This is a genomic window from Aeromonas sp. sif2433 (genome assembly GCF_019218705.1).
GTDB classification, from domain to species: domain Bacteria; phylum Pseudomonadota; class Gammaproteobacteria; order Enterobacterales; family Aeromonadaceae; genus Aeromonas; species Aeromonas encheleia.
In genome coordinates this window covers 313,663-326,371 of sequence record NZ_JAHUXD010000003.1, presented here as the reverse complement: position 1 = coordinate 326,371, position 12,709 = coordinate 313,663, and the positions used below count along the sequence as shown (strand labels likewise).

Genomic DNA, 12,709 nt, shown 5'->3' with positions numbered 1-12,709 from the left:
CCTCGGGGTGGTTGGCAAACAACAGGGCCAGACGGTGGTCTGGCCTTAAGGGGGGGCTACTCTACGGGAGCCTGGCTGAATATAGCCGGAACAAAGGGGCCCCGAAAGTCTGGGGCCCGCACCGGTCATGCCGCCTGTGGCGCGACCTGACGCTGACCGCGCTGCCGCAGCCAGAACAGCAGGCCGAGGACGAAGCCCAGCCCGGCCAGGCTGACCACATAGTGGGAGGGGGCCAGCACGTCGTTCTTCATCCAGAGGGTGACCAGCATAGGGGTCAGACCGCCGAAGATGGCGTAGGCCACGTTGTAGGAGAACGACAGCCCGGAGAAACGCACCACGGCCGGGAAGGCGTTGACCATGACGTAGGGCACGGCCCCGACGATGCCGACGGAGAAGCCCGCCAGCATGTAGAGCGGGATCAGCTGATCCATGCCGGCCGCCAGGCCGTGGTAGAAGGCATAGCAGGAGCCGGCCAGCAGCAGGGAGCCAAACACGAAGGTGGGGCCGCTGCCGAGGCTGTCGATCAGGCGGCCATAGAAGATGCAGCCCAGGGTGAGCGCGACTATGGCCAGAGAGTTGGCGGTCAGCGCATCGGCCGGGCTGATGCCGTGCACCTTCTGCAGATAGGTCGGGGTCATCAGGATCACCACCACTATGCCGGCGGAGAGCAGCCAGGTCAGCAGCATGGAGACGATGACGCTGCCCTTGTGCTCACGCAGCACCGTCTTGAGCGGCAGCTCCTCGGCCAGCGTCTTGTTGGCCTGCATCTCGGCAAACACCGGGGTCTCGTGCAGCCAGCGGCGCAGGTACATGGCGACTATGCCGAAGATGCCGCCGAGGATGAAGGCCAGACGCCAGCCCCACTCGCTCACCTCGACCGGGCTCATGCCGCGGTTGATAGCGGTGGCGACCAGGGAGCCAAGCAGGATGCCGGCCGTCAGACCTGCCGTGAGAGTGCCGCAGGCGAGCCCGATCCGGCGGGCGGGCACATGCTCCGCCACGAACACCCAGGCGCCGGGGACTTCACCGCCGATGGCGGCCCCTTGCAGGATCCGCAACAGCAGCAACAGCAGCGGGGCGGCGATGCCGAGGGCGGCATAGGTGGGCAGCAGGCCGATCAGCAGGGTGGGCAGCGCCATCATGAGGATGCTGAGGGTGAACATGCGCTTGCGGCCGATGAGATCGCCGAAGTGCGCCATGATGATACCCCCGAGCGGGCGGGCCAGGTAACCGGCGGCGAAGATGCCGAAGGTCTGGAACTGGCGCAGCCATTCGGGAATGTCGGCCGGGAAGAACAGCTCGCCGATCACCACGGCGAAGAAGACGAAGATGATAAAGTCGTAGAATTCGAGGGCGCCGCCGAGGGCGGCCAGACTCAGGGTCTTGTAATCCTGCCGGTTGAGGGGGCGGCCGTGATCATTACGTTGCGTGACTGTGGTCATATCCTTATGTTTCCCATCGTTTTTTTAGTTATTGTTCCCCATCCTTTGCGGGGACACGCTCACCAACGAGGGTATGCTTTTGTATCCCGGAATGTAAATCGCACAATTCGCAACACAGTCTTGCAGCTTCTTGGTGCAAGCGGAGTGGAGACATGATGATGAAGAAGAAGGTACTGCTCTCCTGGGCCAATGACAAAGACGGCGCCAGGGCTTGGTTTAATCTCTTTGGCACGGCAGGGTTGGACAGACGATGACGAAGAAGAAGGTACTGCTCTCCTGGAGCAGCGGTAAAGACAGTGCCTGGGCACTGCATCAGTTGCAGCAGGATCCGGCCATCGAGGTGGTGGGGTTGTTCAGCACCCTGAACCAGGAATTTGAGCGGGTCGCCATCCACGGGGTGCGCAAGCAACTGCTGATGCAGCAGGCCGAGTGCCTTGGCCTGCCGCTGCGCACCCTGGATCTGCCCTGGCCCTGCAGCAACGAGGATTACGCCCGCATCATGGCCGATTTCGTGGCCGAGGTGGTGGCCAGCGGGATCTGGCATATGGCGTTTGGAGATCTGTTCCTCGAGGATGTGCGGGCCTACCGCGAGCGGCAACTGGAGGGCACCGGCATAGAGCCGTTGTTCCCGCTCTGGGGCAGCGACACGACCGAGCTGGCACAGAGGATGATCGCCGCCGGCTTGAAGGCGCACATCAGCACCCTGGACCCCAGCAAACTGGCCGCCAGCCTGGGGGGCCATGCATTCGATCAGGCCCTGCTGGCTGCCCTGCCCGCCGGGGTGGATCCCTGCGGTGAAAACGGCGAGTTCCACACCCTGGCCGTGGACGGCCCCATGTTCTTGCGGCCCCTGGCCATCGAAGCGGGGGAGACGATAGTGCGCGATGGCTTCGTCTACACGGATCTGCTGCCGAAAACGTCGGCCTGATCTGGCCGGCTCTTCACGCGGTCGCTGAATGCAACAAGGCCGGATCCCCAGGGATCCGGCCTTGTTGTCGGGCCCGCTTCAGCGGGCGGCGAAGGTGTCGCAACTGGCTGGCTTGCCGCTGTCGAAGCCGCGCTTGAACCAGGCGAGGCGCTGGGCCGAGCTGCCGTGGGTGAAGCTGTCCGGCACGACCCGGCCCTGGCCCCGCTGCTGCAGGCGGTCGTCGCCGATGGCCTGGGCGGCGTTGAGTGCCTCCTCCAGATCGCCGTGCTCCAGCACCTGCTCCCGCTCCATGTAATTGCCCCAGACGCCGGCGAAGCAGTCGGCCTGCAGCTCCAGCTTGACCGACAGCTTGTTCTGCGCGGCCTGACTCAGCCCCTGCTGTTGCTGGCGCACCTTGGCCGAGATGCCGAGCAGGGTCTGCACGTGATGGCCCACCTCGTGGGCGACCACGTAGCCTTGGGCGAAGTCGCCATCGGCCCCCAGCTTGTCGCGCATGTCCTGATAGAAGGAGAGATCGATGTAGACGGAGCTGTCCGTCGGGCAGTAGAAGGGGCCCATCACCGCCTGACCCTGGCCGCAGCCGGTGCGGGTGGCGCCGCGATAGAGCACCAGCTTGGGCGGTTGGTAACGGCTGCCGCTTTGGGAGAAGATCTCGCCCCAGGCATCCTCGGTGGAGGCGAGCATCACGGAGGTAAACTTGGCCAGGGGATCGCTGGCCGGCTGAGACGGGTTCTGACGCTGAGCCTGGCTCTGCTGGGCCGGCGCGTCGAGCAGAGGGCTCAGATCTACACCGTAGTAGCCGGCCACCAGCACCACGACTACCAGGATGAGGCGCCCCTTGCCGCCGATGGGCAAGCCACCGCCCCCGTTGCCACCGCCCTGTTGGCGCCTGTCTTCCACATTGCTGCTCTCACGGCGATCTTGCCAGCGCATACCCGCACACTCCCCTTCTTGGCTGTGGCAGTAATGATAATGGCTGGCGCTGCGCCCTGCCTAATGAGGGCGTTACTCGGCCCAGGGCATCTCGGGCAGGCTGTCGAGGAACTCGGCGTAGCGGGTCAGGTTGAAGGGACCCTGCTCGGCCTCCATCGCCATCAGTTCGGCGCCGAGGGCGCAGGCGATGTATTGCAGCGCCTCTTCCCGCGGGGTGCCCTTCATCACCAGCCGCATCAGGGTGGCCTTCACCTGCGGGGGGTGACCGTCGGTGAGCTGGTTATCGACCATCTCCAGCAGTGCCTGTTCGTCGAAGAATTCGGTGTCGTCCGTCATGGTGTCTGTCCTGCTTGTTTGAAGAGGGGGCATTATAGCCGGAACCGGTCCGCGGCTCGCGCCTGAGGGGGATAAATAGCTGGTGGGGGGCGGCCAGTATCGGCACATGCTCGCTTTTGCACGCGAGATCTTGCCAAGGCGGCGACGCGGGGGCAGTCTTGATGGCCTGTTTTTCCGACAAGAGTCTTGATCATGATCCTCTCCGAGCGCCTCGTCTTGCGCGAACTGACCGCTGTGGACGCCCCCTTCATCCTCGAGCTGCTCAACGACGGCGACTTCCATCGCTACATCGGCGATCGCGGCGTGCGCACCTTAGGCGATGCCGAAGACTATATCCAGCAGGGGCCGGCGGTCAGCTACGCCCGCCACGGGCATGGCCTCTATCTGGTGATGCGACGGGAGGATGAGGCCAGGCTCGGCATCTGCGGCCTGATCAAGCGTGACACCCTGCCGTGCGAAGACATCGGCTATGCCTTCCTGCCCGCCTATCGTGGCCAGGGTTACGGCATAGAGGCGGCGCGGGCGGCGCTGCAGGACGGGCGGGAGCGGCTCGGCATCGAGCGGGTGATCGCCATCGTCACGCCGGGCAATGAGCGCTCGGTCGGGCTCTTGGCCAAACTGGGGCTGAGTCAGGGTCGGCTGGTCAAGCTGGGTGAGAGCGAAGAAGAGTGTCTGCTGCTGGAGGTGCCGGGGCGAGAGAGCTGTCCGGTCTAGGGCTTGCTGGCAAAGGGGCCGCCGTGAGTTGCGGCCGGTCTGCGTCGGTGCTGCCGTTGGGCAGGGATCAGTTGAGATCTTCGATGGAGAACTCGCCAGCGGTGCCATCACAGGAGATGGCGAAGCCACCGCTGAAACGGGTACTGAACTGGATCAGGAAGGAATCGTCATCCTGCTCTTGCGGGGGCAGGTTGATGGGTTTGCTACGACGCAGGGGTTTGTGTGTTTGTATGGTTTTCATCATGGTATTTCTCTATATAAATTAAGTAATTGCTCCTTGTTTTGGCAAATGTAGGTCGATGGGCGCGGTCAGCTCATGTGGCAAACAAGCACGCAGGAATACCCAGCCCGGTCAAGGGCGTCTGCACTATCAAGGAATATGCGGATGCATAGTTCAAATTGGGTGGGCAGATCGGGTCTGCACCGTGAGAGCCGGGCAACGCAGGCAGACAGCCTGACGGTTCTCAAGGCGAGTAAATCAGAGGGAGGTTATGCGGGTACTGGCTGGATTCATCCGAAGGTGAAGCATTGCAGGGGTAACATAAACAGGGCTGATCAACTAGCCGGGGCGCATTCTCGCCTCACGATGGATAAAAAGCAACCTGTATTTGGCAGAAATTTAGCCACAGGCCCTGATGTTCTGGCCAGCGCAAGAAAAAAGGGCTCCCGGTGGGAGCCCTTTTCGTTGATACATGGGATGTACTGCAGTGGATCAGTAGCTGCCGCTGGCCTGCTTGGCCGCGGTGATCCACTGGCGTGATGGTCATGTTCCTGCCATGACTTTGCCGCTTGGCCTCGCGGGCATTCGATATGAAAAAGGGCTCCTGTTAGGAGCCCTTTTCGTTGATACATGGGATGTATCGCCGTGGATCAGTAGCTGCCGCCGGCCTGCTTGGCCGCGGTGATCCACTGGCGTGATGGTCATGTTCCTGCCATGACTTTGCCGCTTGGCCTCGCGGGCATTTGATATGAAAAAGGGCTCCTGTTAGGAGCCCTTTTCGTTGATGCATGGGATGTATCGCCGTGGATCAGTAGCTACCGCTGGCCTTCTTGGCCGCGGTGATCATCGGGGTGATGGTCATGCCCTGTACCACGATGGAGAACATCACCACCGAGTAGGTCATCACCAGGATCACCTCCCGCAGATCGACACCCTGCTCCGGCAGCACCATGACGCCGGAGGGCAGCGCCAGCGCCATGGCCATGGCCAGGCCACCGCGCAGGCCGCCCCAGGTCAGGATACGGATGGAGAAGGTGTTGTAGCTGCGGAAACGGCGGAAGGCGACGTAGGGCAGGGACACGCTGATGAAGCGGGCGGCCAGGCAGAGCGGCACCGCGATGACCAGCAGGATCCAGTCTTGCCAGGCGAGATCCAGCAGCACCAGTGCCAGGCCGATCAGCAGGAACAGCAGGGCGTTGAGGAACTGATCCATCAACTCCCAGAAGTGATCCAGATGGTGGCGGCTCTGCTCGGAGAAGCCGGACTGGCGGGTCCAGTTGCCGATCATGATGCCGGTGACCACCATGGCCAGGGCGCCGGAGACGCCGATCATGTTGGCGAAGGCGAAGCCCGCGGTCGGGATGCAGAGGGTCAGCAGCAGCTCGAGGGAGCCGTCGTCGGTGGCACTGATCATCACGTGGGCGATGAGGCCCAGCACGGCGCCGAACAGGATGCCGCCGAGGGCCTCATGCAGGAACAGACCGGCCACGCTGCTGAAGGTCGGCTCGACCCCGCCAAAGGCCACGGCAAACACGGTGGCGAAGATCACCAGGCCGACGCCGTCGTTGAACAGGGATTCCCCCTCGATCTGGATGGCGATCTGGGGTGGCGCCTTCATCTTCTTGACGATGGCCAGCACGGCGATGGGGTCGGTGGGGGAGATCAAGGCACCGAACAGCATGCAGTAGACCAGCGGCAGCTCCCAGCCCAGCAGCTTGGCGATGAACCAGAAGCCATAGCCGATGATGAAGGTGGAGAGCAGGGTCGCCACTATGGAGAGAATGGTGATCTCCCACTTCTGGCTACGCAATGCCTTCAGATTGATGCCGAGGCCGCCGGCGAACAGCAGGAAGCCCAGGATCCCCTTCAGCAGGAAATTCTGGAAATCGATGCTCTCCATGGTCTCGATGGCCAGAGGTTCCAGATTGAACCAACCCAACTTACCAAACAGCACCATCAGCGCGGAGATCAGCATGGATCCTGCGGTAATGGCGATGGTGGTCTGGATCTTCACAACATACTGGTTGGCAAAGGCGATGAAGATCGCCAGCGCTGCCAAGAAACAGAGTGTGTAGTAGACGCTCATAGTTATTTTTCTCTTTAGTAAACAGCAAGCACGTGTCCGAATTAAGGACGGGCATAGGGTACTCCCGGCTCAGGGTGCACTCATTACCTATTTATGGTTATATTTAATCATCGCTACGGACAGATAGACGGCTAGATTTCCATTTAATTTGTTTGCTGCTAGGATGGGCAACGCGCAGTTGCATGGATGTAAGAGGATCGAGCGGTGTCGAGCATAAAGTCGGACATAAAGAAGAAACTGGAAGCCTGTCTCAGGGAGCGGATCCTGATCATCGACGGTGCCATGGGCACCATGATCCAGGGCTACAAGCTGGGTGAGGCGGACTATCGCGGTGCGCGTTTTGCCGATTGGCATACCGACATCAAGGGCAACAACGATCTGCTGGTGCTGACCCGACCCGGGGTGATCCGCGAGATCCACGATCAATATTGCGCCGCCGGGGCCGACATCCTCGAGACCAACACCTTCAACGCCACCCGTATCGCCATGGCCGATTACGAGATGGAAGCCTTCTCCGCCGAGATCAACCGCGAGGCCGCCCGTCTCGCCCGCGCCGTCGCCGACGACTGGACCGCCAAAGAGCCCCACAAGCCGCGCTTCGTGGCCGGGGTGCTGGGCCCCACCAACCGCACCGCCTCCATCTCGCCGGACGTCAACGATCCGGGCAAGCGCAACGTCACCTATGACCAGCTGGTGGCCGCCTACACGGAATCGACCCATGCCCTGATCGAGGGCGGCGCCGACCTCATACTGATCGAGACCATCTTCGATACCCTCAACGCCAAGGCCGCCGCCTTCGCGGTGGAAGGGGTGTTCGAAGAGCTGGGTTATGCGCTGCCGGTGATGATCTCCGGCACCATCACCGATGCCTCGGGTCGCACCCTCTCCGGCCAGACCACGGAAGCCTTCTACCATTCCCTGCGCCACGTCAAACCGCTGTCGTTCGGCCTCAACTGTGCGCTCGGCCCGGATGAGCTGCGCCAGTACGTGGAGGAGCTGTCGCGCATCAGCGAGAGCCATGTCAGCGCCCACCCCAACGCCGGTCTGCCCAACGCCTTCGGCGAGTACGATCTGGATGCGGGAGAGATGGCGGAGCACATCCGCGAGTGGGCCCAGAGTGGCTTCCTGAACCTGGTGGGGGGCTGCTGCGGCACCACCCCGACCCACATTCGCGCCATGAGCGATGCCGTGGCGGGTATCCGACCGCGCGCCCTGCCCGAGCTGCCGGTGGCCTGCCGGCTGTCAGGGTTGGAACCGCTGATCATCACCGCGGAGTCCATGTTCGTGAACGTGGGGGAGCGCACCAACGTCACCGGCTCGGCCAAGTTCAAGCGGCTGATCAAGGAGGGGCTCTACGACGAGGCCCTGGACGTGGCCAAGCAGCAGGTCGAGAGCGGCGCCCAGATCATCGACATCAACATGGACGAGGGGATGCTGGACGCCGAGGCGGCCATGGTGCGCTTCCTCAACCTGATCGCCGGCGAGCCGGACATCGCCCGGGTGCCTGTGATGATCGACTCCTCCAAGTGGGAGGTGCTGGAGGCGGGCCTCAAGTGCGTGCAGGGCAAGCCGGTGGTCAACTCCATCTCCATGAAGGAGGGGGAGGAGAAGTTCATCCAGCAGGCCAAACTGCTGCGTCGCTACGGCGCCGCAGTCATCGTGATGGCGTTCGACGAGGTGGGCCAGGCCGATACCCGCGCCCGCAAGTTCGAGATCTGCCAGCGCGCCTACCGCATCCTGGTGGACAGGGTGGGCTTCCCGCCGGAAGACATCATCTTCGATCCCAACATCTTCGCCGTCGCCACCGGCATCGACGAGCACAACAACTACGCGGTGGACTTCATCGAGGCGGTGAAGGACATCAAGGACAACCTGCCCCACGCCATGATCTCCGGCGGCGTCTCCAACGTCTCCTTTTCCTTCCGTGGCAACGAGCCGGTGCGCGAGGCCATTCACGCCGTCTTCCTCTACCACGCCATCCAGAACGGCATGGACATGGGCATAGTCAACGCCGGTCAGCTCGCCATCTATGAAGACATCCCGGCGGAGTTGAAAGAGAAAGTCATCGCCGTGGTGCTCAACCTCAACGACAACGCCACCGAGGATCTGCTGGCCATCGCCGAGAAGTATCGCGGCGCCGGTGCCCAGGCCGAGGATCCGCGGGATCAGGAGTGGCGCAGTTGGCCGGTGGGCAAGCGGCTGGAGCATGCCCTGGTCAAGGGCATCACCGACTTCATCGAAGAGGATACCGAAGAGGCGCGGGCCGGGGCCGAGAAGCCGCTGCACGTCATCGAGGGGCCGCTGATGGACGGCATGAACGTGGTCGGCGATCTGTTCGGCGCGGGCAAGATGTTCCTGCCCCAGGTGGTGAAGTCGGCGCGGGTGATGAAGCGCGCGGTGGCCTACCTGCAGCCCTATATCGAGCAGGAGAAGGAGGGGGGCTCCAGCAACGGCAAGATAGTGATGGCCACGGTGAAGGGAGACGTGCACGACATCGGCAAGAACATCGTCGGCGTGGTGTTGCAGTGCAACAACTACGAAATCGTCGATCTCGGGGTCATGGTCTCCTGCGAGAAGATCCTCAAGACCGCCCGTGAGGTGAATGCCGACATGATCGGATTGTCCGGCCTGATCACCCCTTCCCTCGACGAGATGGTGCACGTGGCCAAGGAGATGGAGCGTCAGGGGTTTACACTGCCGCTGCTGATCGGTGGTGCTACCACCTCCAAGGCGCACACCGCGGTCAAGATAGAGCAGAACTACCGTGAACCCGTGGTCTATGTGTCGAACGCATCGCGGGCGGTCGGGGTGGCCCAGAGCCTGCTCAATCCCGAGCTCAAGCCCGCCTTCGTGGCCCGCATCGACAAGGAGTACGAGATAGCCCGGGAGCAGCATGCCCGCAAGCAACCGAGATCCAAGCCGGTCAGCCTGGCCCATGCCCGCGCCAACCGCCAGCAGTTGGACTGGGTCGGCTATCAGCCGCCAGCCCCCCGCGAGCCGGGCGTGCAGACCTTCGAAAACGTGCCCATCTCGGTGTTGCGCCCCTACATCGACTGGACGCCCTTCTTCCTGAGCTGGGAGCTGGCGGGCAAGTATCCGCGCATCCTGGAGGACGACGTCGTCGGTGAGGAGGCGACCAAGCTGTTTGCCGATGCCAACGCCATGCTGGATCAGCTCGAGCGGGATGGCAGCGTGCGCTGCGCCGGTATCATAGGCCTGTTCCCGGCCAACGGCGTCGGCGACAGCATCGAGGTCTATACCGACGAATCGCGCACCGAGGTGCGCAAGGTGTTGCACCACCTGCGCCAACAGAGCGAGAAGCAGGGCTTCCCCAACTACTGCCTGGCGGACTATGTGGCGCCGAAAGAGAGCGGCAAGCCGGACTGGATCGGCGCCTTCGCCGTGACCGGCGGCATCGGCGAAGAGACCATCGCCAACGCCTACAAGGCCCAGCATGATGATTTCAATGCCATTCTGGTGCAGGCGGTGTGCGACCGCCTGGCGGAAGCCTTCGCCGAGTACCTGCACGAGCAGGTGCGAAAGCGGCACTGGGGTTATGCCCAGGATGAGGCCCTCAGCAACGAGGAGCTCATTCGCGAGAACTATCAGGGCATACGCCCGGCCCCCGGCTACCCGGCCTGCCCTGAGCATACCGAGAAGGGCAGCATCTGGGAGCTGCTGGGGGTGGAGGACGCCATCGGCATGCAGCTGACCGAATCCTACGCCATGTGGCCGGGGGCGGCGGTGTCCGGCTGGTACTTCTCCCACCCCGACAGCAAGTACTTTGCGGTGGCGCAGATCCAGCAGGATCAGGTCGAAGACTACGCCCAGCGCAAGGGCATGAGCCTGGCCGAGGCCGAGCGCTGGCTGGGGCCTAACCTGAGTTGAACAGGGTGCGCCCTGGTGGCGCACCTCCTGCAGAGCAGGATTGGCCGAGGCCAAACCTGAATTGAGGTCGTTATGAAGATTGGATTTGTCGGCCTGGGGGCCGTGGTGGAGACCGCCTATCTGCCGGCGCTGCATACCCTGGCGCCCGATGTCGCCTTGTGGGGATTCGATCCCGCACGCTCCCTGCCCGGGGTGACCCCGGTACCTAGCCTGGAGGCGCTGCTGGCGCTGCCGCTCGATCGACTGGTCATCGCCACCCCCTCCCTGCTGCATCTACCCGTGCTGGAGCTGGCGCTGACTAGTGAAGTGCCGATCATCCTGGTGGAGAAGCCCGTGGTGGCCAGCCTGAGCCAGCACGACAGCCTGCAGGCGCGGCTGGCCGATCCCGCGCAGGCGAGCCGGGTGCTGGCGCTGGATCACTGGATGGCCCGCGCCGCGGTGCAACGGCTGCTGAGCGGCACGCTGGGGGCCGATTGGCAGTTGCTGACGGGGGACGAGGCCAGAATCACCCCGGCGACCATAGATGATGTCAGCGCGGTGGAAGGCTTTCTGCTGGAACCCTGCGGGATCGATGCGCAGGGGCGGCCCTTCGCCCTCAACTTCGCGACGGGGGAGCCGGATCAGCGGGAGTTTCGCCATCCGGACGGGGTCATCCTCGACATAGGCACCCATGTGCTGGCCATGATCCGCGAGCTGCTGGTGGCCCTCGGCGGGGACGACAGCCTGCAACTGGTCGCCTCCGAGGTCTGCGATCGGCTGGGTCAGCCCATCCTGCGGGGGGATCTGCACAGCGCCGAAGGGCGCGCCTGTCTGCGGGGGGAGGCGGCGGGGGTGCCGCTGACGCTCTGGCTCGACAAGTACGCCGGCCCCGGCATAGAGCGCAAGGGGCTCTGCCTGCATCTCAAGGATGGCTGCCGCATCGAACTGTTTCGCAGCGGTAACCAGGAGTGGCTGCACCATCACGACCAGGGCATGGTGCATCGCTGGCAGCACTTGGGGCCGCTCTATCGCGACTGCATCGCCGAGACCCTGCTGGCGCCTCTTCCTGCCAATGGATGGCAGGGGACCACGGCCCGCCGCCTGCAGGAGGTGGGCTTGCTGCTCGAGCTGCAACAGCTGCTGCGCGGTCCGCATTGAATCTGTTTTAGGGCGATCTTGCAGAAAGACACATGGTGAGGGGAAAGGATTGGCGTTGCCAGACGTTCATGGCACCTTATACTCTCCAGTCCGATTATCAGGTCTGCCATTTCCATGAATATTGCCATTTTATCCCGCGAGCCCAACAACTACTCCACCCGCCGCCTGGTCGAGGTGGCACGGGCCCGTGGTCATCAGGTCGAGGTGCTCGACACCCTGCGCTGCTACATGAATATCGCCTCCCATAGCCCCTCCATTCATTACGAAGGACGGGAGCTGGAGAGCTATGACGCCGTGATCCCGCGCATCGGCGCCAGCATCACCTTCTACGGCACCGCCGTGCTGCGTCAGTTCGAGATGATGAACACCATGGCCCTCAACAGCTCGGTGGCCATCTCCCGCTCCCGCGACAAGCTGCGCGCCATGCAACTGCTCTCCCGCCACGGCATAGGCCTGCCCATCACCGGCTATGCCCACAGCACCCACGATGTGCCGGATCTCATCACCATGGTGGGCGGGGCGCCGCTGGTGGTGAAGCTGCTGGAGGGGACCCAGGGAATAGGGGTGGTACTGTGCGAGACCCAGAAGGCCGCCGAGAGCGTGATCGAGGCCTTCATCCAGACCAACAACAACATCCTGGTGCAGGAGTATATCCGCGAGGCGAACGGTGCCGACATCCGCTGCCTGGTGGTTAACGGCAAGGTGGTCGCGGCCATGCGTCGTCAGGCCCAGCCGGGGGAGTTTCGCTCCAACCTGCACCGTGGCGGCACCGCCGAGGCGATCAAGATAAGCCCCGAAGAGCGGGCGACTGCGGTGCAGGCCGCCAAGATCATGGGACTGGATGTGGCCGGGGTGGACATTCTGCGCAGCGCCCGCGGCCCGCTGGTGCTGGAGGTGAACTCCTCGCCGGGCCTGCAGGGGGTGGAGGCGGCCTCCGGCAAGGACGTGGCGGGCAAGATCATCGACTTCCTGGAGCTCAAGGCGAGTCGCAAGCACAAGCCGGCCGAGTGACGACGGTGACCAGG

At 63.3% G+C, this 12,709-nt stretch carries 10 protein-coding genes; 5 read left to right on the top strand and 5 right to left on the bottom strand.

Going from position 1 to position 12,709, the window contains the following annotated elements:
• Positions 1-125: 125 nt before the first annotated feature.
• Entirely contained in the window at positions 126-1,442 is a 1,317-nt protein-coding gene (locus tag KW825_RS06940; protein WP_218328738.1) for an MFS transporter, read from the bottom strand.
• A gap of 250 nt (positions 1,443-1,692) precedes the next feature.
• Between KW825_RS06940 and KW825_RS06935 the strand changes: the two genes are divergently transcribed.
• Positions 1,693-2,370 (top strand): adenine nucleotide alpha hydrolase, encoded by a 678-nt coding sequence (locus tag KW825_RS06935; protein WP_218328737.1) that lies wholly within the window; start codon positions 1,693-1,695, stop codon positions 2,368-2,370.
• 78 nt (positions 2,371-2,448) lie between these two features.
• Here the strand turns inward: KW825_RS06935 and KW825_RS06930 are convergent, their stop codons facing one another.
• Positions 2,449-3,303: a neutral zinc metallopeptidase gene (locus KW825_RS06930; protein WP_218328736.1), complete on the bottom strand. Its 855-nt coding sequence runs from the start codon at positions 3,301-3,303 to the stop codon at positions 2,449-2,451.
• A 72-nt stretch (positions 3,304-3,375) separates the two neighbouring features.
• Positions 3,376-3,639: a hypothetical protein gene (locus KW825_RS06925; RefSeq protein WP_218292608.1), complete on the bottom strand. Its 264-nt coding sequence runs from the start codon at positions 3,637-3,639 to the stop codon at positions 3,376-3,378.
• A 192-nt stretch (positions 3,640-3,831) separates the two neighbouring features.
• Here KW825_RS06925 and KW825_RS06920 point away from each other — a divergent pair, with 192 nt between their 5' ends.
• The gene (locus KW825_RS06920) at positions 3,832-4,353 is read left to right on the top strand and encodes a GNAT family N-acetyltransferase (RefSeq protein ID WP_042651896.1); all 522 of its coding nucleotides are present in this window, start codon (positions 3,832-3,834) and stop codon (positions 4,351-4,353) included.
• A gap of 67 nt (positions 4,354-4,420) precedes the next feature.
• Here KW825_RS06920 and KW825_RS06915 read toward each other — a convergent pair whose 3' ends face one another.
• Entirely contained in the window at positions 4,421-4,594 is a 174-nt protein-coding gene (locus tag KW825_RS06915; protein ID WP_218328784.1) for a hypothetical protein, read from the bottom strand.
• Positions 4,595-5,381: 787 nt separating this feature from the next.
• Positions 5,382-6,659 (bottom strand): sodium:proton antiporter, encoded by a 1,278-nt coding sequence (locus KW825_RS06910; protein WP_218291006.1) that lies wholly within the window; start codon positions 6,657-6,659, stop codon positions 5,382-5,384.
• A 204-nt stretch (positions 6,660-6,863) separates the two neighbouring features.
• Here KW825_RS06910 and metH point away from each other — a divergent pair, with 204 nt between their 5' ends.
• The 3 genes from metH (at position 6,864) to rimK (ending at position 12,695) form a co-directional block, all read left to right on the top strand.
• On the top strand, positions 6,864-10,547 hold the full coding sequence (metH, locus tag KW825_RS06905; protein ID WP_218328735.1) for a methionine synthase: 3,684 nt from the start codon (positions 6,864-6,866) through the stop codon (positions 10,545-10,547).
• Positions 10,548-10,619: 72 nt separating this feature from the next.
• Positions 10,620-11,684: a Gfo/Idh/MocA family oxidoreductase gene (locus KW825_RS06900; RefSeq protein WP_218328734.1), complete on the top strand. Its 1,065-nt coding sequence runs from the start codon at positions 10,620-10,622 to the stop codon at positions 11,682-11,684.
• A 114-nt stretch (positions 11,685-11,798) separates the two neighbouring features.
• On the top strand, positions 11,799-12,695 hold the full coding sequence (rimK, locus tag KW825_RS06895) for a 30S ribosomal protein S6--L-glutamate ligase (protein WP_033131517.1): 897 nt from the start codon (positions 11,799-11,801) through the stop codon (positions 12,693-12,695).
• Positions 12,696-12,709: the final 14 nt, after the last annotated feature.

Excerpts from the sequence above, each read along its gene's own strand:
- KW825_RS06940 (WP_218328738.1), bottom strand. The coding sequence starts at position 1,442 with ATGACCACAGTCACGCAACGTAATGATCACGGCCGCCCCCTCAACCGG.
- KW825_RS06935 (WP_218328737.1), top strand. The coding sequence starts at position 1,693 with ATGACGAAGAAGAAGGTACTGCTCTCCTGGAGCAGCGGTAAAGACAGT.
- KW825_RS06930 (WP_218328736.1), bottom strand. The coding sequence starts at position 3,303 with ATGCGCTGGCAAGATCGCCGTGAGAGCAGCAATGTGGAAGACAGGCGC.
- KW825_RS06925 (WP_218292608.1), bottom strand. The coding sequence starts at position 3,639 with ATGACGGACGACACCGAATTCTTCGACGAACAGGCACTGCTGGAGATG.
- KW825_RS06920 (WP_042651896.1), top strand. The coding sequence starts at position 3,832 with ATGATCCTCTCCGAGCGCCTCGTCTTGCGCGAACTGACCGCTGTGGAC.
- KW825_RS06915 (WP_218328784.1), bottom strand. The coding sequence starts at position 4,594 with ATGAAAACCATACAAACACACAAACCCCTGCGTCGTAGCAAACCCATC.
- KW825_RS06910 (WP_218291006.1), bottom strand. The coding sequence starts at position 6,659 with ATGAGCGTCTACTACACACTCTGTTTCTTGGCAGCGCTGGCGATCTTC.
- KW825_RS06900 (WP_218328734.1), top strand. The coding sequence starts at position 10,620 with ATGAAGATTGGATTTGTCGGCCTGGGGGCCGTGGTGGAGACCGCCTAT.
- rimK (WP_033131517.1), top strand. The coding sequence starts at position 11,799 with ATGAATATTGCCATTTTATCCCGCGAGCCCAACAACTACTCCACCCGC.